17 protein-coding genes are annotated in these 19918 nt (G+C 67.3%); 8 read left to right on the forward strand and 9 right to left on the reverse strand.

The window, feature by feature from the left end; all coding sequences use genetic code 11:
- The 5 genes from VLF18_RS10105 to hppD form a co-directional block, all read right to left on the reverse strand.
- The coding region (locus VLF18_RS10105; RefSeq protein WP_325279503.1) for a winged helix-turn-helix domain-containing protein at positions 1-1919 on the reverse strand (1919 nt) is incomplete at its 3' end.
- A gap of 75 nt (positions 1920-1994) precedes the next feature.
- Positions 1995-2663, reverse strand: coding sequence for a maleylacetoacetate isomerase (gene maiA, locus VLF18_RS10110; RefSeq protein WP_325279504.1), 669 nt, complete (start codon positions 2661-2663; stop codon positions 1995-1997).
- Positions 2664-2824: 161 nt separating this feature from the next.
- Positions 2825-3823: a fumarylacetoacetate hydrolase family protein gene (locus VLF18_RS10115; protein ID WP_325279505.1), complete on the reverse strand. Its 999-nt coding sequence runs from the start codon at positions 3821-3823 to the stop codon at positions 2825-2827.
- Between the two features lie 25 nt (positions 3824-3848).
- Entirely contained in the window at positions 3849-5144 is a 1296-nt protein-coding gene (hmgA, locus tag VLF18_RS10120; protein WP_325279506.1) for a homogentisate 1,2-dioxygenase, read from the reverse strand.
- A 70-nt stretch (positions 5145-5214) separates the two neighbouring features.
- Positions 5215-6300 (reverse strand): 4-hydroxyphenylpyruvate dioxygenase, encoded by a 1086-nt coding sequence (gene hppD, locus VLF18_RS10125; RefSeq protein ID WP_325279507.1) that lies wholly within the window; start codon positions 6298-6300, stop codon positions 5215-5217.
- Between the two features lie 80 nt (positions 6301-6380).
- On the opposite strand from hppD, the gene VLF18_RS10130 reads away from it, so the two are divergent.
- Complete coding sequence (locus tag VLF18_RS10130; RefSeq protein ID WP_325279508.1) at positions 6381-6830, forward strand: MarR family winged helix-turn-helix transcriptional regulator; 450 nt, start codon at positions 6381-6383, stop codon at positions 6828-6830.
- 225 nt (positions 6831-7055) lie between these two features.
- Here VLF18_RS10130 and VLF18_RS10135 read toward each other — a convergent pair whose 3' ends face one another.
- The 3 genes from VLF18_RS10135 to VLF18_RS10145 all read right to left on the reverse strand — a co-directional run bounded on the left by VLF18_RS10135 (position 7056) and on the right by VLF18_RS10145 (position 11127).
- Entirely contained in the window at positions 7056-8534 is a 1479-nt protein-coding gene (locus VLF18_RS10135) for an oligopeptide:H+ symporter (RefSeq protein ID WP_325279509.1), read from the reverse strand.
- Positions 8535-8622: 88 nt separating this feature from the next.
- The gene (locus VLF18_RS10140; protein WP_325279510.1) at positions 8623-10119 is read right to left on the reverse strand and encodes an oligopeptide:H+ symporter; all 1497 of its coding nucleotides are present in this window, start codon (positions 10117-10119) and stop codon (positions 8623-8625) included.
- A 156-nt stretch (positions 10120-10275) separates the two neighbouring features.
- Complete coding sequence (locus VLF18_RS10145; RefSeq protein ID WP_325279511.1) at positions 10276-11127, reverse strand: tryptophan 2,3-dioxygenase; 852 nt, start codon at positions 11125-11127, stop codon at positions 10276-10278.
- A gap of 286 nt (positions 11128-11413) precedes the next feature.
- On the opposite strand from VLF18_RS10145, the gene pdhA reads away from it, so the two are divergent.
- From pdhA to VLF18_RS10180, 7 genes are all read left to right on the forward strand, one after another.
- A complete protein-coding gene (pdhA, locus tag VLF18_RS10150) occupies positions 11414-12496 on the forward strand; it encodes a pyruvate dehydrogenase (acetyl-transferring) E1 component subunit alpha (RefSeq protein ID WP_325279512.1) in 1083 nt (360 codons plus the stop codon).
- 106 nt (positions 12497-12602) lie between these two features.
- A complete protein-coding gene (locus VLF18_RS10155) occupies positions 12603-13583 on the forward strand; it encodes an alpha-ketoacid dehydrogenase subunit beta (protein WP_325279513.1) in 981 nt (326 codons plus the stop codon).
- A gap of 1 nt (position 13584) precedes the next feature.
- Positions 13585-13938 carry an SH3 domain-containing protein gene (locus tag VLF18_RS10160; RefSeq protein ID WP_325279514.1) on the forward strand — a complete coding sequence of 118 codons (354 nt, stop codon included), beginning with the start codon at positions 13585-13587 and terminating at the stop codon, positions 13936-13938.
- The gene (locus VLF18_RS10165) at positions 13935-15338 is read left to right on the forward strand and encodes a dihydrolipoamide acetyltransferase family protein (protein WP_325279515.1); all 1404 of its coding nucleotides are present in this window, start codon (positions 13935-13937) and stop codon (positions 15336-15338) included. The genes VLF18_RS10160 and VLF18_RS10165 overlap by 4 nt, the downstream gene beginning before the upstream one ends.
- Positions 15339-15948: 610 nt before the next feature.
- Complete coding sequence (locus VLF18_RS10170; protein WP_325279516.1) at positions 15949-16491, forward strand: hypothetical protein; 543 nt, start codon at positions 15949-15951, stop codon at positions 16489-16491.
- A 52-nt stretch (positions 16492-16543) separates the two neighbouring features.
- Positions 16544-19090, forward strand: coding sequence for a hypothetical protein (locus VLF18_RS10175; RefSeq protein ID WP_325279517.1), 2547 nt, complete (start codon positions 16544-16546; stop codon positions 19088-19090).
- Between the two features lie 72 nt (positions 19091-19162).
- Entirely contained in the window at positions 19163-19546 is a 384-nt protein-coding gene (locus VLF18_RS10180) for a VOC family protein (protein ID WP_325279518.1), read from the forward strand.
- A 72-nt stretch (positions 19547-19618) separates the two neighbouring features.
- On the opposite strand, the gene VLF18_RS10185 is transcribed toward VLF18_RS10180, so the two are convergent.
- Positions 19619-19918 (reverse strand): hypothetical protein (locus VLF18_RS10185; protein WP_325279519.1); only part of this gene is annotated, 300 nt, incomplete at its 5' end.

Genomic DNA, 19918 nt, shown 5'->3' on the forward strand with positions numbered 1-19918 from the left:
CCGGCGCGCTGGCGCAGCAGCATCAGCGCCGCGCGACGCACGTCGTCGGCGCGCGGCGGCCATTCGGCGAGTGCGCGCATCGCGGCTTCGCGCGCCGGCTCCGGCTGTCCGCGGCGCCAGGCCAGCTCGGCCAGTGCGGCCTCGCGATAGCGTCGCGCAGCCGCATCGGCGGCGGCGCCGGCGTCCGCATCGAGCAATTCGGCCGCTTCGCGGAAGCGGCCGAGGCCGGCAAAGACGCGCGCGCGGTCGCTGTCGAGCGTCTGCGTCTGCGCGATGTCGGCAATGCGCGGGCGCAAGGCCGCGAGCTGCGCCGCATCGCGCTCGGCATCGGACCAGCGCAGCAGCAGCACGTGCGTGTCCAGCAGCCCGCTCAGCGCCGCGCGCTGCGCATCGGCGACGCCGAACGCCGCATAGGTCGCAAGTGCCGACTCGAAGCGTGCGAGCGCCGGCTCGAGGCGATGGCGGTTCGCATAGGCGATGCCGAGGTAGTTGTCCACGCGCGCGACGCCGAGCCGGTCGCCGGCGGCTTCGAGCTTGAGCCGCGCGAGGCCGAGGTCGGCGACCGCGTCGCCGTGTTCGAAACGGCAGCTGCGCGCGAGCCCGCGACCGGCGAGTGCGGTCGCGTCGACCGCGGAAGTCGCCGTCAGCGCGGTCGTGAACGACTGCTCGGCCGCGGCGCAGTCGCCGCGCCGCATCAGCAGCATGCCGCGCGACGTCAGCGCGCGCGCGCGCATGTCGCCCGCGGGCTCGCCGGCCAGCACCGTGTCGAGCCGCCGCGCGGCGGCATCGAGACGGCCGCGGTAGAAGTCGATCTGCGCGAGCTGCAACTGCACGCGCGGCAGCGCGCGCTGTGCCGGCGCGGCGCCGTCGAGAATCTCCTGCGCCGTGTCGAAATTGCCGCCGAGGATCGCGGCCTGGCTGCGCTGCACGAGGAGTTCGGGCGTGTCGCCCTCGCCGGCCGCGGCTTCCGCGTGACCGAGCGCGGCCAACAGCAGGTCGGCCGCGTCGCGGCCTGCGGCGATCGGGTCGTCGCGCTCGGCTTCGATGCGGCGCGGCAAGCCCTCGGCGTCGGGCGCTTCGAGCATCACGCGCCAGCCGGCGGCGACGCGGCGCACGCTGCCGCGCACGAGGCGGCGCGTGCCGAGAATCGGGTTGATCCGCTGTGCGTCGGCGATTGCCGGCGCGCCGCGCGACGCCGGTTCCAGCGCGCGCAGGGCGACGAGCACGCTGTCGCTCGGCGGGACGGCGAGACCTGCCGCGCGCAGGCGGCCAGCGACGAGATCCATGAGGCCGAGCTGCATCCAGCCCGCGTCGGCACCGGCGTCGACGTCGAGCGGCAGGACCGCGATCGCACCGGCGGCCGGTGCGCGCGGCGCCACGATCGCCGCGCGGCGGTCGGACAATCGCACGGCCGCGACGACGACGATCAGCGCGACCGCGGCAAGGGCGATGCCGAGCCCGAGCCGGCGCCGGCGCGGTATCCGGCCGGCCGACGCGACGACGGCTGCGTCGGACCGGGCCATCGGTTTCCCGGGCGGGACAAATCTGTCCGGCGTGAAGGGAGGGATCGCATCCGGCAATGCCGCCGCGGCCTCGGCAGCCTGATCGCCCGGCTCGCGCACGGGCATGACCCAGCGATAGCCGAAGCCGCTGACCGTGCGGATCGTCGCCTGGGTCTGCGCATCGTCGCCGAGCAGGCGCCGCGTGCGCGCGATCAGCTGGCTGATCTGCACGTCGGCGACGTCGACGCGGCCCCAGACCGCCGACACCAGTTCGTCGCGGCCAACCGCGCGCTCGCGCTGCTGCAGCAGATAGACCACGAGATCGAACACGCGCCGCGGCAGCGTAACCGCCTGACCGTCGCGCAGTGCCTCGCGCCGCGCCGTGTCGATGCGCCAGTTGTCGAAGACGAAGATCATGCGGCCGATTATGGCCGCAGCCCGGCGCCGCGGCAGTACCGGACGAACCCGCTCCCGCAAACCCGCTTTCGCGGATCAGCTTTTCGGCGCGTCGATCTGGTTTTCCGGCCGCGCGCGGTCGAACGCCGGCAGTTTCAGGCATTCGTCGGCAATGCGCGCGATCGTCGGCCAGTCGGTCAGCTCCAGGCCCCAGCGCTTTGCGTTGTATACCTGTGGAACGAGGCAGACGTCGGCCAGGCTCGGGTCGTCGCCTTCGCAGAACTGGCCGGTCGACGGGTTTTCCGCGAGCAGCTCTTCGAGCGCGTCGAAGCCTTCGCGGATCCAGTGGCGCGACCAGCGCTCGCGTTCCTCGGTCGGCGTGTTGAACTCGCGTTCGAGGTACTGCAGCACGCGGAGATTGTTGATCGGGTGGATGTCGCAGGCGACGATCTGGGCGAGTCCGCGCACGCGCGCGCGGTCGCGCGCGGTCGGCGGCAGCAGCTTGATTTCACCGTCGTAGGACTCGTCGAGATATTCGATGATGGCCATCGACTGGCGAATGACGCGTCCGCCGTCGAGCAGCGTCGGCACGAATTCCTGCGGGTTCATCTGCGCGTATTCGGCCGAGTGCTGCTCGCCGCCGTTCGCGGTCAGGTGTACGGGAATGATCTCGTAGGGCAGACCCTTGAGGTTCAGCGCGATGCGCACGCGGTAGGCCGCGCTCGAACGCCAATAGCTGTACAGCCGCAAGCCTTCTGCCGACATCGCTGCTTCTCCCTCAGGCAGGGTCTCAACTCGTCGCCTTGGCCGGGCTCGTGCCCGACCGCCTCGTGCCGTGCTGCCGGTGGGCCCTGCGCGGAAATCCGTATGCGCCCGGCCTGCGGCGAATCTACTCCGTTGCCGCGGGCACGCCAATCGCCGAGCCGTCAGGGCGCCCGCATCGTCTGTTCGATCGCGCCGAAGATGCTGTTGCCGGCGCGGTCGAACATTTCGATGCGGATGCGATCGCCGAAGCGCATGAACGGCGTCGCCGGCTTGCCGTCGCGCAGGGTTTCGACGACGCGCTGCTCGGCGAGGCAGGACGCGCCGGTCGAGGTGTCCTGGTTCGCGATCGTGCCCGAGCCGACGATGGTGCCGGCCGACAGCGGGCGCGTCTTCGCCGCGTGCGCGACGAGCTGGGCGAAGTTGAACTGCATGTCGACGCCGGCTTCCGGCGCGCCGAACCACGTGCCGTTGAGGTGCGTGGTCAGCGCCAGATGCACCTTGCAGTCCTGCCAGGCGTCGCCGAGTTCGTCCGGCGTCACGAACACCGGCGACAGCGCCGAGCGCGGCTTGGACTGCAGGAAGCCGAAGCCCTTCGCGAGCTCGTCCGGAATCAGATTGCGCAGGCTCACGTCGTTGACGAGACCGATCAGCTGGATGTGCGCGGCGGCATCGGCCGGCGCGACCGCCATCGGCACGTCGTCGGTGACGACGACGACCTCGGCCTCGAGATCGATGCCGTAGTCCTCGCTCGGCACGACGACCGGATCGCGCGGACCGTAGAAGCCGGCGCTCGTCGCCTGGTACATCAGCGGATCGACGTAGAACGACGCGGGCACCTCGGCGTTGCGCGCCTTGCGCACGCGCTCGACGTGCGGCAGGTACGCGCTGCCGTCGACGAATTCATAGGCGCGCGGCAGCGGTGCGGCGAGCAGCGCCGGATCGAGGTCGAACGCGCCTTCCGGCGCGGCGCCACTGCCCGCGACGGATGCATTGAGCTGCTCCGACAGCGCGTTGAGGCGCGGAGCGACATGGCTCCAGTCCTCGAGCGCGCGCTGCAGCGTCGCGGCGATGCCCCCGGCACGCACGGCCCGCGACAGATCGCGGCTGACGACGACCAGCGTGCCGTCGCGGCCGCCTTCCTTGAGACTTGCGAGTTTCATGAGTGTTCCGCTCCGCTCGCGCCGGTCAGCGCTGACTGGGATTGAAGTGCTTTTCGAGGCCCTGCCAGCAGTCGTGATAATCCTGCTGCAGCTGCGGCGATGCGAGCGCCTGCGCGGTCGGCCGGATTACCGCGCGCGCCTCGAACATGAAGGCCATGGTGTCGCGGATGTGGTCGGGCTTGGCGAGATCGGCGTTGCTCGCCTTCTCGAACGTCGCGGCGTCGGGGCCGTGTCCGCTCATGCAGTTGTGCAGGCTCGCGCCGCCCGGCGCGAAGCCGCCGGCCTTGGCGTCGTAGACGCCGTGGATCAGGCCCATGAACTCGCTCGCGATGTTGCGGTGGAACCACGGCGGACGGAACGTGTCCTGCGCGACGAGCCAGCGCGGTGGAAAAATCACGAAATCCATATTGCCGACGCCCGGCGTGTCGCTCGGCGAGGTCAGCACGAGGAAGATCGACGGGTCGGGATGGTCGTAGCTGATCGAACCGATCGTGTTGAAGCGGCGCAGGTCGTATTTGTACGGCACGTGGTTGCCGTGCCAGGCGACGACGTCGAGCGGCGAGTGGCCGATCGCCGCGCGCCAGAGCTCGCCCTGGAATTTCGCGATCAGTTCGAAATCGCCTTCGAGGTCTTCCCAGGCCGCCGCCGGTGCGAGGAAGTCGCGCGGATTGGCGAGACCGTTCGAGCCGATCGGACCGAGATCGGGAATGCGCAGGTGCGCGCCGAAATTCTCGCAGACATAACCGCGCGACGGGCCGTCCGGCAGGTCGACGCGGAAGCGCACGCCGCGCGGAATCAGCGCGATCTCCTGCGGCTCGACCTCGAGCACGCCGAATTCGGTCGCGATCGACAGGCGGCCCTGCTGCGGCACGACCAGCAGCTCGCCGTCGGCCGAATAGAAATAGCGCCCCTGCATCGAGCGGTTCGCCGCATACAGGTGAATCGCGATGCCGCTCTGCGCCGCGGCGGAGCCGTTGCCGGCATACGTCACGAGGCCGTCGATGAAGTCGACATCGCCGTCGGGCAGCGGCAGCGGATCCCAGCGCAGCTGGTTCGGCGTCGGCGGCGCGTCGTCGAAACGATTGTGGAAACGCGGCTGCGCGAACGCCGCGAACGGCCGGTGCATGGCCGACGGCCGGATGCGATAGAGCCAGCTGCGGCGGTTCGCATGGCGCGGCGCAGTGAACGCCGTGCCCGAGAGCTGTTCGGCATACAGGCCGTACGGCACGCGCTGCGGCGAATTGCGCCCCTGCGGCAGCGCGCCCGGCAGCGCTTCGCTCGCGTGTTCGTTGCCGAAGCCGGAAAGGTAGTTCGGAGCCATCGGTATCCGGTTGGCGGGCGCAGCCCGCCGTGCTCAGAGTGATCTCGCCGCGGGACGGCGCGGCGCGCGATTACAGCACGCCGCGGCGCATCTGGTCGCGTTCTATCGATTCGAACAGGGCCTGGAAATTGCCCTCGCCGAAACCTTCGTTGCCCTTGCGCTGGATGATCTCGAAGAAGATCGGGCCGATCGCGTTCTGGGTGAAGATCTGCAGCAGCTTGCGCTGCTTGGTTTCGCTGTCGGCGTCGATGAGGATCTTGTTCTTCGCCAGACGCGGCACGTCCTCGCCGTGGTTCGGCACGCGCTCGTCGATCACGTCGAAGTACGTGTCGGGCGTGTCGAGGAACTCGACGCCCGCGGCCCGCATGGCCTCGACCGTTTCGTAGATGTCGTCGGTGAAGCAGGCGATGTGCTGGATGCCCTCGCCCTGGTACTGGTCGAGGTATTCGTTGATCTGGCTCTTCGGGTCCGAGGATTCGTTGAGCGGAATGCGCACGATGCCGTCGGGCGCGGTCATCGCCTTGGACACGAGGCCGGTCTTGCTGCCCTTGATGTCGAAGTAGCGGATCTCGCGGAAGTTGAACAGACGTTCGTAGTAGTCCGACCACTTCTGCATGTTGCCGAAGTACAGATTGTGCGTGAGGTGGTCGATGAAGGTCAGACCGAAGCCCTTCGGGTTCTGATCGGCGCCCGGAATCGGCTCGAATTCGCCGTAGATCGTGCCGTTGTCGCCGTAACGGTCGACGAGATACAGCATGCAGTCGCCGATGCCCTTGATGACCGGCGTGTCGACGGCGCGGGTGTCGGCCTTGTGATCGATATACGCGCCGCCGTTCGCGATCGCCTGCTCGGCGACCCACTGCGCCGGCTTCTGCACGCGGATCGCGAAACCGCAGGCGCAGGGGCCGTGGGCTTTCGCGAAATCCGCCGCGAACGAATCGGGTTCCTCGTTGACGAGGAAATTCACGCCGCCCTGGCGGTACAGCGTGATCGCGCGGGTGCGGTGGCGCATCGCGGCGGTGAAGCCCATGCGCTTGAACAGCGCGTGCAGCAAAGCGCCGTCGGCTGCGGCAAACTCGACGAATTCGAAACCGTCGATGCCCATGGGATTCTCGAACTGGGTCGGCTTCATGCCGAGATTCGGCTGCGCGCTCATGGCTGGCTCCGGTAACGTGACGGTCTGGCGAGACCGCCGTTATAGTTTCAACTGAAACCATTTGCAAGGGACACCGCCGCATGGCCGGTAACGCACCGCTGGAACTCGAGAAATTTCTGCCCTACCGCCTGTCCGTGCTGTCCAACACGGTCAGCCAGGCAATCGCGCGCGAATACGAGACGCGCTTCCAGCTCTCGATCACCGAATGGCGCGTCGTTGCCGTGCTCGGCCGTTACGACGGCCTGTCCGCGCGCGAAGTCGCCGAGCGCACGGCCATGGACAAGGTCGCCGTGAGCCGCGCCGTCGCCGAACTCATGAAAGACGGCCGCGTGAAACGCTCGACCGCCGACCACGACAAGCGGCAGTCGGTGCTGTGCCTCACGGCGAAGGGGCGGAAGGTCTACGCGGACATCGCGCCGCTCGCGCTGGAACACGAGCGGAGGCTGCTGGCGCATCTGGACAGCGAGGAGCAGCAGTGGCTCGGGCGGATCATCGACAAGCTGCTTCAGGCGGAGAAGGCGCTGGCGTGAGCACGACCGCCGCAATGCGCGGCACCGCACGCCCAACCGCGCCGGTACTGCATCGCGAACGACTGCAGCCCTGGTCCGTCGAGCTTGATCGCTCGCAACGCAGCGCGACTCCGGCAAATCCCGGCACCGCAGATCGGAAAATCCCGAGCCCGGCCGAGGCACCGCGATACCGGGTTTCGCCTGCGGCTCAATCCAACCTACGAAATCGGCTTCGCGTCGATCACGTCACCTCACCCCATGCATCAACCGGTTGATGAACGGCGCGAACACCAGGAATGCCGCACCCATGCCGAAGCCGGCGTAGGCGATAAACGTATAGGTCTCCACATAGCTTGAAATGCCCGCATCCGCCGCGACCGCGACGGAGGCGGTCTTGCCGGCGACCCAGTTGCCCATGGCCGAGCACAGGAACCAGGCGCCCATGGCCATGCCGGTTTCCTTCGGCGCGGCGAGCTTGGAGACCATCGACAGGCCGATCGGCGACAGGCACAGCTCGCCCATGGTGTTGAGCGCATAGACCAGGGCCAGCATCAGCCACGGAATGCGCTGGTTCGCGTCGGCGAGGTTGTCGATGCTGAGCACGAGCGTCGTGAAGCCGAGTGCGACGAAGATCAGCGCGATCGCGAATTTGCGCGGCACCGACGGATTCAGATCGCTCGTTTCCAGGCGCGGCCAGAGCCAGGCGAACACGGGGCCGAGCAGCACGATGAAGACCGGGTTGAACGACTGGAACAGCGTGAAGTTGAACGGCGCGTCGACGTGGTCCTTGGCGAAAAAATTCAGGCTCGAACCGGCCTGCTCGAACATGCCCCAGAACAGGATCTTCGCAAGGAACAGCAGCAGCATCGCGATGTAGCGATGCAGCTGCACGCGGTCGCCGCTCTTGATGCTGGCGCCGATGAAGTAGCAGGTCAGCACCGCGAACATCAGCAGCAGGATGTAGCCGACGAGGTCGGCCTTGCTCAGCAGCACGTAGGCCAGCGGAATGCAGAGCACGCAGCCGACGGCGACCTTGACGACACGCGCGAGATTCTGCGCCGGCACCGGCGCCTCGCCGATGTGGCCGAGCCAACCGCGCAGCCAGTGGAACATCATCAGGCCGAAGATCATGCCGATGCCGGCGCAGAAGAAGCCCCAGCGGAAGCCGTAGAGTGCACCGATGATCGTGCCGCAGATCAGCGGCGCGAGCGCGCCGCCGGCGTTGATGCCCATGTAGAAGATCGTGAAGCCCGAGTCGCGGCGCGCATCGCCCGGCGCGTAGAGCTTGCCGACCATGGTCGAAATATTCGGCTTGAACAGGCCGTTGCCGACGACGATCGTCGCAAGGCCGACGAGAAACCAGTGGAGTTCCGGGAACATCAGCAGGAACAGTCCGACGGCCATGAACGCGCCGCCGAGCATGATCGACGGCCGGTATCCGAGATAGCGGTCGGCGACGAATCCGCCGAACAGGCCGGTCGCGTAGATCAGCGCGGTGTAGGCGCCGTAGGTCAGGCTCGCGGTCGCGCGAGCCTCGCCCGGCGGCAGGTGGCTGAAGAACGTCGCGGCGACGTAGGCGGCGAGCAGCGCGCGCATGCCGTAATAGGCGAAGCGTTCCCAGAATTCCGCGCCGAACAGCATCCAGAGCGGGCGCGGATGGCCGAGGAATTCGCCGGGCGGCGGCGGCAGGAACGGTTCCCCGGTCGGGGGCGTGATGGCGGTCATGTCGGGTTTTTCCGTCGGCGGAAACGCAACGGCCCGGAAGACCGGGCCGTTGCCAGGAACGCAGCTGAGGTAGGCGGCCGGAAGCCGGTTACTTCACGCCGTGCATGAGTTTCTGGATCAGCGGCGCGATCACGAACAGCAGCACGCCCGGAATCACGAGCGCCCAGAAGCCGAAGGTGTAGCCGCCATAGGCGGACTGGATCGTCATGCCGGTCTCGCCGCTGACATGGCTCGCAAAAATGCCGGACAGGTTGTTGCCGATGCCGGTGGACAGGAACCAGCCGCCCATGCCGAAGCCGACGAGGCGCACCGGCGCGAGCTTGGTCACCATCGACAGACCGATCGGCGACAGGCAGAGCTCGCCGATGGACTGGATCCAGTACACCGCGAACAGCGTCCAGAACGGAATCTTTCCGGCGCTGACGAGCGCGGACAGCGCGAACATCAGCAGCAGGAACGCCAGGCCGTTGAAGATCAGGCCCAGGCCGAACTTGCGCGGGATCGACGGGTTGTACGGCCCCATCCGGACCCAGAGCCAGGCCATGATCGGCGCGAGCACGATGATCGCGATCGAGTTGATCGACTGGAACCAGCCGACCGGGAAGATCCAGCCGCCGAAATCGCGGTTGACGATCTCCTGCGCGAGGAAGTTGAACGAGCTGCCGGCCTGCTCGAAGAAGCACCAGAACAGCACGTTGAACGCGAAGATGATCAGCATCGCGATGACCATGTCGCGCTGGCGCGGGCCGTTGCGGATGCCCTCGACAAGCAGCAGCACGGCGAGCGCGACGAACATGACCATCAGCACCCACTGCAGCGTGTTGGCGCCGAGGTTCAGCAGGAAATAGATGACCGGAATCGACGCGACGGCCCCGATCGCCGTGTACAGCACGCGGCTGCGGTTTTCGCCGCCTTCCGGCGGACGGCCCACGCCCTTGAGCTGGCCGCGGCCGATCCAGAACCAGACCAGGCTGAACAGCATGCCGATGCCGGAGGTGATGAACACGACCTTGTAGGCCGGAACCGCATCGGTGCCGAACACTTTCTCGGCGAGCAGGCCCGTGAGCAGCGGCGACACCATCGCGCCGAGGTTGATGCCCATGTAGAACAACGTGAAGCCCGAATCGCGGCGTTCGTCGCCGACCGAATAGAGCTTGCCGACCATTGTGGAAATGTTCGGCTTGAACAGGCCGTTGCCGGCGATGATCGTGGCGAGGCCGAGCTTGAACACCTCCTCGTTCGGCAGCGCGATCAGGAACAGGCCCGCGGCCATGATCACCGCGCCGAGCAGGATCGAACGCTGATAACCGATCACGCGGTCGGCGACGTAGCCGCCGAAGATCGCGGCGGCGTAGACCAGCGCGAGATAGGCGCCGTAGACCTGGTTCGCCGGCGTCTGGCCCGTGCCGCTGCCGGCGTGGAACTGCGCGACGATATAGAGCGTCAGCGCCCACCGAATGCCGTAGAACGCGAAGCGTTCCCAGAATTCGGTCATGAACAGCATCCAGAGCGGGCGCGGATGACCCATCACCTGCGGATAATCGGGCGGCGCGCTGGACGCGCTCGGTTCGGCGGCACCGCTCATGCGGCTCTCCCCTGTTGAATGGACTGGAATGGATGAGCCGCCTCGGTCCGGATGCGGAACAGCAGCCGCCAAGCTTTAACCGGAGCGCCCCGGCCAAGTCAAACGCGGAATATGCTGCGATGCGCCATTTGTTGCCGGGCAACGCCGGCGCGCGATTCAGGTGCCGATGACGGTGCGCACCTCGAACAATTCCGGAAAGAACGTCAGCTCCAACGCGCGTTTGAGAAACGCGACGCCCGACGATCCGCCGGTGCCGCGGCGGAAGCCGATGATGCGTTCGACGGTTTTCATATGGCGAAAACGCCACAGCTGGAAACTCTCCTCGACGTCGACGAGCTGCTCGCAGAGGTGATAGGCCGACCAGAACTGTTCGGTGTTCTCGTAGATGCGGCGGAACACGTCCACGAGTTCCGCGTGCCGCTGGTAGGGTTGCGACCAGTCGCGCTCGATGCAGACCTGCGGCACGCCGTGGCCCTGGCGCGCGAGATGACGCAGGAATTCGTCGTAGAGGCTCGGCGCCTGGAGGACCGCGAGCAGTTCGGCCTGCATCGCCGGCGCATGCGCGAACACGGCGATCATGTCGGCGTTCTTGTTGCCGAGCAGGAATTCGATGGTGCGGTACTGGTGCGACTGGAAACCCGACGCAGGCCCGAGCACATGGCGGAACTGCAGGTATTCCGACGGCGTCAGCGTTTCGAGCACGGCCCATTGTTCGAACAGCTGGCGCTGGATCTGCTTGACGCGCGCGAGGATCTTCAGGCACGGGCCGACGTCGTCGCCGGCCAGATGCACGATCGCGGCCTTAAGCTCGTGGATGATCAGTTTCATCCAGAGTTCGGAAGTCTGGTGCTGGATGATGAACAGCAGCTCGTCGTGGTGCGCCGGCTGCGACAGCGGCAGCTGCGCCGACAGCAGCGTATCGAGCTGCAGGTAGCCGCCGTAGCTGACCCTGTCCTTCAGATCGGTCGTGATGCCGGCTTCGAGATCGCGCTTGATCGTATCGTTCACGGTCGGAAAGGCCCCAGGAAAACCGCCCAAGGATACGCGATCCTAACGACCGGGCTCGCTATCATTCCGCGGCGTCATACGCGGCTCGATGGCGGTTTTGCTGCGCCCGATCTTGCCTCGACGCGGCCGCGCTGCTATCAAGGCGGCCCCTCGACCGGCGCGTTCCGCTGCAGCACTGGATCTGCGCGCGCACCGGTCATCGGCACCGCACTCCGGCGCCGTCGCGTCATCACGCCGGTTTCGCTACGCGCGCATTCGTTTTTGGCATCACTCAGCGGAGGCTTTCGTGTCCATCGCCGCCAGTTTCGAGATCGAATACCTGCAGTACCTCGACCCCGAGGGCAAGCTCGTCCGCAACGACCTGCCCGAATTCGCGCGCGACGCGAAGCAGCTCGTCGAACTCTACAAGACCATGAGTTTCGTCCGCGTCTTCGACAGCAAGGCCGTCGCGCTGCAGCGCACCGGCAAGCTCGGCACGTACGCGTCCTGCCTCGGCCATGAGGCCGCGCACGTCGCGATCGGCTCGGCCATGCACGTCGACGACGTGTTCGCACCGATGTACCGCGAATACGGCGCGCAGTTCGTCCGCGGCGTGAAGCCGCGCGAAGTGCTGATGTACTGGGGCGGCGACGAACGCGGCAACGATTTCTCCGGCCCCGCGCACGACTTCCCCTGGTGCGTGCCGATCGCGACGCAATGCCTGCATGCGGCCGGCGCCGCGATGGCGTTCAAGATCCGCAAGGAGCCGCGCGTCGCGGTCAGCGTCGTCGGCGACGGCGGCTCGTCCAAGGCCGACTTCTATTCGGCGATCAACATGGCCGGCGCGCAGACGCTGCCCTACGTGAGCGTCATCGTGAACAACCAGTGGGCGATCTCGGTGCCGCGCTCCAGCCAGACCGGCGCCAAGACGCTCGCGCAGAAAGGCATCGCCGCGGGCCTGGAATGCCTGCAGGTCGACGGCAATGATCTGATCGCCATGCGCACGGCCATGGACTACGCGATCAAGCGCGCGCGCCACGGCCACGGCGGCATGGTCATCGAAGCGGTCACCTATCGCCTGTCCGATCACACCACGGCCGACGACGCGCGCCGCTACCGCGCCGACGATGAAGTGAAATCGGCCTGGGAACGCGAGCCGCTGAAGCGGCTGCGCAACTACCTCGTCGCGCAGAAGGCCTGGAGCGACAAGCACGAGGAAACCTGGAAGATCGAGTGCGAGAAGATCGTCGACGTCGAAGTCAACGCGTACCTCGAAACCAAGGTGCAGCCGGTCGAGGCGATGTTCGACTTCGTCTACGCGGAGCTGCCGGTCGACCTGCAGGAACAGCGCGCGCAGGTGCTCGCGCTGGAGCAGGCGCGCAAGCATTGACGGACTGAAAGGTCCTCTCCTTCGCCGCGCGAATGCCCCCTCACCCTGCCCTCTCCCCAAGCGAGCTTGAGGGAGAGGGAGAAAAATAGATTTCGGAGCGTTTTTCATGGCGCAAGTCACCCTGATCGAAGCCCTGACCATGGCCATGGCCCATGAAATGGCCAAGGATCCGTCCGTCGTCGTGCTCGGCGAGGACGTCGGCGTCAACGGCGGCGTGTTTCGCGCGACCGCGGGACTCAGTGAGAAATTCGGTCCGATCCGCGTGCTCGATACGCCGCTCGACGAGACCACGATCGCCGGCATCGCCGTCGGCATGGCAGCGCAGGGCATGAAGCCGATCGCCGAGGCGCAATTCGACGGCTTCGTCTATCCGATGGTCGACCACATCGTCTGCCACGCCGCGCGCTTCCGCACGCGGACGCGCGGCCGGCTGACCTGCCCGCTCGTGCTGCGCGTGCCCTGGGGCGGCGGCATCCGCGCGCCCGAGCACCACTCGGAAGCCAACGAATCCACGTTTACCAATGTGCCGGGCCTGCGCGTGGTCATGCCGTCCTCGCCGTCGCGCGCCTACGGCCTGCTGCTCGCCGCGATCCGCGATCCGGATCCGGTCATCTTCTTCGAACCCAAGCGCATCTATCGCCAGTACAAGGAAGACGTCGCCGACGACGGCGAGGCGCTGCCGCTCGACGTCTGCTTCGTGCTGCGCGACGGCTCGGACGTGACCCTGGTCACCTGGGGCGCGCAGGTCAAGGAAACGCTCGAAGCCGCCGACGCGCTCGCCAAGGAAGGCATCAGCGCGGAAGTCATCGACGTCGCCACGCTCAAGCCGCTGGATTTCGACACGATCCACGACTCGGTGAAGAAGACCGGCCGCTGCGTCATCGTGCACGAGGCGCCGCGCACGGCGGGCTTCGGCGCCGAAGTCGCCGCACGGCTCGCGGAACACGCGATGTACGACCTCGTCGCGCCGGTCGAGCGCGTGACCGGCTACGACACGCACATTCCGCTGTTCCGCCTCGAAATGAAATACCTGCCGAGCGTCGAGCGCATCGTCGCGGCGGTGAAGCGCACGCTGGCGGCGAGCTGACGTGTACGCCGTGCTGCTGCGCGACTACCGCACGCAGTACCGCGATCCCGTGCGTTTTTCGCGCGGCGAGCCGGTGACGCTCGGCGCGCGCGACACGGAATGGCCCGAATTCATCTGGGCGACCGACGCGGCCGGCCGCAGCGGCTGGGTACACGAACGCTATCTCGACGGCGATCGCGGCACGGTAGCGGCCGCGCGCGACTACACCGCGCGCGAACTCGACGCCGACGCCGGCGAACGCGTGCGCCTGATCGAGGAAGCCGGCGGCTGGTGGTGGGCCGAGAACGACCGCGGCGCGCAGGGCTGGTTGCCCGCGCGCGATCTGTCTATGGAACAGGAACGAGGCGACGCATGAGCACGATCAAGACATTTTTCCTGCCCGATCTCGGCGAGGGCCTGCCCGATGCCACGATCGTTGAGTGGGCGGTCAAGGAAGGCGACGTCGTGCGCCTCGACGCGCCGCTCGTGTCGATGGAGACGGCCAAGGCCGTCGTCGAAGTGCCGTCGCCGTTCTCCGGCAAGGTCGTGAAGCTCTACGGCCGCAACGGCGACGTCATCGTGACCGGCGCGGCGCTCGTCGACATCGAACTCGATCCGAACCTGCCGCAGCGCGCCGAAGCGCAGGACACCGGCCATCACCACGGCCACGCGGCGAAGACGCCCGAACCCGCGCTGCCCAAGGGCGCCGGTGCGCCGACGCCGCAGAGCGGCGACACGAAAGTCATCGCGTCCGACGAAGGCGGCGAGATCAGGAGCGGCGACGCCAAGCGTGCCGATGCCGGCACCGTCGTCGGCGCGATGGAAGCGAGCGACCGCGTGGTTGCCGAGCAGGCGATCTCGGTCGGCGGCGTCAAGGCGATGCCGGCCGTGCGCGCACTCGCGAAGAAACTCGGCGTCGATCTGTCCCGCGTCGCGCCGAGCGGCGCCGGCGGCGTCGTCACGATGAACGACGTCAAGGACGCCGCGAGCAAGGGCACGGCGCGTGCCGGCGCCGCACCGGTCGCCGCGCCGGCACCGGCACCTGTCGCCGCGCCGTCCGCGCCCGCGGCGCAGCGCACCGCGGTCTCGGCATCGGGCCAGCCCATGCGCACGGCGCCGCCGAGCGCCCCGGCCGCACTCGGCCAGCCCGAACAGCTCAAGGGCGTGCGCCGCAACATGGCGCGCGTCATGGCCGACGCGCACGCAAAGGTCGTTCCGACGACGCTCTGCGACGACGCCGACCTGCACGCCTGGCTGCCGGGCAACGACATCACCGTGCGCCTGATCCGTGCGCTCGTGCGCGCCTGCAAGACCGTGCCGGCGCTCAACGCCTGGTTCGACGGCGACAACCTCACGCGCACGATGCATCCGCATGTCGACGTCGGCATCGCGGTCGATACCGAAGACGGCCTGTTCGTGCCGGCGCTGCGCAATGCGGACGTGCTCGACGCCGCCGGCCTGCGCCAGGCGATCAACCGCCTGCGCGATTCGGTGCGCAACCGCTCGATCCCGCCGGAAGAATTGAAGGGGTATACGATTTCCCTTTCCAACTTCGGCGTGTTCGCCGGCCGCTATGCCACACCCGTCGTCGTTCCGCCCTGCGTCGCGATCGTCGCCGCCGGCAAGCTGCGCCACGAACTCGTGCCGGTCATGGGCGGCGTCGAGACGCATCGCCTGATGCCGCTGTCGCTGACCTTCGACCACCGCGCCGCGACCGGCGGCGAGGCGGCGCGCTTCCTCAAGGCCATGCTCGACGATCTGGCGCTGGCATCCTGATCGAACGGCAGTCGTCCCGCCGCTGTCGTCGACGGCGCCGCGCCTCCCGCGCGGCGCCGTCATCGTTTTCGGCAAGCAGCGGCGGCGGGCTCCTGCTCGCACGGAACGCCGTGTGGCGCCGTGCGCGCCCTTGTGCAAAGCACGATCGTTCGACACCTTCCCTACGACTCCCCGGTTCCGGAATGCAGATTTCACCTGCCCGTCGACACGCATGCTCTGTACATCCGCGACAGCGGCCAGAGCCACTGCGCCAGCGTCGACGGCGTGACCGGAGAGATCTACCCGACGGGAGCTACGACATCGTGGTTTCCGCCGGCGCCACTCGCGTCGCGTGTACGCAACTCAGCCAGCGGATCCTGCTGCACGACCGTACGACGCAGCGCACGCATTCGCTCACACCCTCCGATGCGAACGGCCGGAACCGGCGGTTCGACCTCTGTGGTTCCGGAGACTGCGCCGTGTTCCCGAGTCATGCCGACAACCCCTTCGGCACCCGACATTGACGACCCGGACACGCCATGCCCGGCACCGCCCGCGTCGACCCGGCCAACCTACCCCACCGTCCGGCCTCTGGTAAGCTCCGCGCTTCAACCGATCGGGGGAAATCGGCATGCAACACAATCCTTACGCGCCGCCGCAGGCGCGCGTGAGTGTGCGGGCGCTCGACGACGGCTCGCAGGTCTGGCGCGAAGGCGAACTGGCGGTCATGACGCCGTCGGGAGAACTGCCGCCGCGCTGCGTCAAATGCAATGCGGACGCGGTCCAGCCGATCAAGGAACGCACGGTCTACTGGCACACGCCATGGCTCTACGTGCTGATCCTCATCAGCATCCTGGTCTATCTGATCGTCGCGCTGATCGCGCGCAAGAGCGCGCGGATCGGCCCGGGGCTTTGCGAAGAACATCGCCGGCTGCGCAACAACGTGATCCTCGGCAGCCTGCTCGGTGCGTTCGCCGGCATCGGCCTCGTCATCGCCGCCATCGGCAACTCCAGCGGCGCGCTCGGGCTGCTCGGCGGACTCGTGCTGCTCGCGGCGGTCATCGTCGGGATGGTGAAGGGACGCATCGTCTACGCCGTGCGCATCGACGCGAACCGGATCTCGCTCAAGGGCTGCGGCGAGGCGTTTCTCGCATCGCTGCCGCGGCGGCGCTGAACGGTCCACGGAATATATAAATACATACCGTAGAAAACAGGGAGCTTCAATAATGGACGGACGAATTTGCCGCGCGGCAGTCCTCTGCGCAGCGCTGCTGCCCGCGACGGCGGGCGCACTCGGCGTCGAACTCGTCAGCCGCGGCGCTTTCGCCGCGCCGATGGACAGCAACGGCCCGACCGAGCGCATCGACGACGTGACGCCGGACGGACGCTTCACACTGTTCAGTTCGAGCGCGAGCAACCTCGTGCCGTCCGACACGAACCGTGTCGCCGACCTGTTCCTGCACGATGCGGCCAGCGGCACGCTCGAGCGCGTCAGCGTCGGCACCGGCGGCGTCCAGGCTGCGGGATTCGTCGGCGCAATCGGTGGCGTGAGCGACGACGGCCGATACGTCGTGTTCGACAGCGCGTCAGCGGGCCTCACGGCAGCCGATACCTTCGGCTACCGCCAGGTCTACCTGCGTGACCGCGTCGCCGGTACGACGACGCTGCTCTCGCGCTTGCCGGGCGGCGTCGCCGGCCAGGGCGAAAGTGCGAACCCGAAGATCAGTGCCGATGGTCGCTACGTCGCATTCGATACCGTGGTCCCGTTCGATGCCAAGGACAACAACACGGCGCGCGACATTTACCGGGTCGACTTGCAGACCGGCATCTTCACACTGATCTCGGTTTCCGAAAGCGGCCGCATCGGCAACGCCGACAGTCTCGAACCACGCATGTCCGCCGACGGCAGCAGTATCGCGTTCCACACGTGGGCGACGAACCTCGTGCCCGGCGATATCAACAACTATCGGGACATCGTTCTGCGCAAGCCAGCGAGCGGCACGACACAGCGCGTCAGCGTCAAAGCCGACGGCAGCCCGATGCAGTCGTATCCGGAACTCTCCTACACCGGCAGCCTGAGCAGCGACGGACGCTATGTGCTGTTCAATGCCTACGAAGCGCTCAGCGCTTCCGACACCAACGACACCACCGACGGCTACCGCTACGACAGCCAGGACGGCAGCATCCTGCGCGTCACGCTCGCGACGGGTGGTGCCGAGATGACGGAATCCGCGACAGCGACTGCCATGTCGCGCGACGCGTCGCGCATCGTCATGGATACGCTGACCGCCGACGTCCTGCCCGGACAGCCACGCGGCTACTCGCGCGTGTTCCTGCGCACCATCGCGACCGGTGACATCACCCATGTGACGTTCCGCAGCGGTGGTGAAGTTCCCGGCGACCACGCCTATGCCGCTGCGCTGGCCGACGACGGCGAAACCGTCGTCGCGCTGACGTCCAGCAGCGGTTTCGTCGCCGACGATACGAACGACATGAGCGATCTGATCCGTCAAAGCGGTCGCTCGAATCCCGCGCAACGCCTCTCGTCGCCGCTTGCAGGTTTTTCGTCCACGGCGGCGAACAACGACAGCGCCGCATATTTCCAGGGATCCTCGGGCAGTGCCGACGCGCGCTTCATCGCCTTCAGTTCGCGCGCGACCAATCTGGTGCCGGGCGACCTGAACGGCGTCGAAGACGTCTTCGTACGGGATCGCCTGCTCGGAACCATGGAACGCGTCAGCATTTACGCAAACGGCGCACAGGGTTTCTGCGGCAGCTTCAGCCCGAGCATCAGCGACGACGGCCGCTACGTCGCATTCTTCAGCTGCACGCCGTTCGACGAGCCGGTCCCCGCGTTTCGCAGCGACATCTACGTGCACGACCGGGTCGCCCGCACGACAGCGCTCGTCAGCCGCCGTCCTGATGGCCAGCCGGCCAACAACACCAGCGCGCTGCCGCAGCTCTCGGCGGACGGCCGCTACGTGACGTTCTCCTCGTGCGCGACGGATCTCGTCGCCGACGACGTCAACGGAATGTGCGACGTATTCGTGCGCGATCTGAGCACCGGCGTCACCGTGCTTGCGACGCGGTCGATCGGTACTGGTGGCGCCGACGCGCACACGCAGCAGTCGTGGATTTCGCGCAATGGCCGCCTGGTGTTCTTCAACTCCGACGCAACGAACCTCGTTGCAGACGACACGAACGGCATCAGTGACGTGTTTGCGTTCGATCGCGTCCTTCAGACCGTCGAGCGCATCAATGTGAGCTCGCAGGAACAACAGTCCGACAACTACAGCGCATTCGAGGACGTTTCCGAGGACGGCAATCAGGTGCTGTTCTGGAGTTCCGCCAGCAACATGGTCACGAATGGGCCGTACTTTGGCGCCTACCTGCGCAATCGCACGACCGGCGAGACCGAGCTCATCAGCCGTATGAGCGGCGGCGAGCCCCTTGTGGCAACGGGACCCGCCGTGATCTCCGCCGACGGCCAGCGCGCCGCGTTCGTGACCGGCGCGACGTACGTCGGCATGCCCGAAGGCTTCAAGCTGATGCTGCTCAATCGCGGCACGGGGCGTGTGAGCCTCATCTACAAGCTGGACGACCGGTATCAGTTCAGCGGGGACGTGTCCTTCCTCGATGGAGGACGCAAGTTGCTGCTGGCGAGCCGCGACAACGCGCTTGTCGACGGCGACTCGAACAACCATTTCTCCGATGTGTTCCTGCTCGACAAGATCGAGGACCACCTGTTCGCCAACGGCTTCCAGTCGCAGTAATCAGGACACCCTCGCGCCGTCTCGACGGCGCGAGCGCGTAGAGTGGCGGCCTTCCCGACGACGGAGGCCGCCATGCATCACAGTCGCTTGTGCACCCTGGTACTCGACTGCAAGGTCGACGATCTCGCCGAGTCCGCTGAATTCTGGAGCCGCGCGCTCGGCAAGCCCATCGTGACGCTCGATCAGGACGGCGATGGCCGCTACGCCGAACTCGAGACGGCCGACGACGAGCCCATCATCCTGCTGCAGCGCGTCGACCACGACAGCCGCGTGCACCTGGACATCGAAACCGACGATGTGCAGGCCGAGGCGGAACGCCTCGAAGCGCTCGGCGCGAAGAAGATCGCGTTCCGTCACGGCCGCTGGTGGGTCATGGAAGCGCCGAGCGGCCACCGCTTCTGCGTCGTGCGGCAGCAGCGCAAGGCCCTCGGGCCGCATGTGAACCGGTGGGAGTAAGCGGCTGGGTCCCTGCCTTTTTACTCACGGCACAAAGCAAGCCCCTGCGATCGGCCCGTTCGCACCCGCGCCCTAGTCGAACGCATCCCAGGTCGCACCGCGGCAGAACGCGTCGCGGTGCTGTTCGTACTCGCGCAATTCATCCGCGTCGACGTTTGCACGGCGCGCGTCGGCGACGATCCGGCGCTGCAGCGCGCAGGCGTCATCGTGACGGCCGGCGCGTGCGAGCAGCGCGGCCCAGGTGTCGCGGTGGCCGGGATCGTCGCGCAGACCGTGGCGCGCCTGCGGCACGAGCGCGGCGAGGCGCTGCGCTTGCGCGGCCGGGGCCAGCGGATCGGTCGCGACGGCCCAGGCGACTTCGTTGAGCAGTTC

The organism is Tahibacter sp., assembly GCF_035481375.1.
In the GTDB taxonomy this organism is placed as follows: domain Bacteria; phylum Pseudomonadota; class Gammaproteobacteria; order Xanthomonadales; family Rhodanobacteraceae; genus Tahibacter.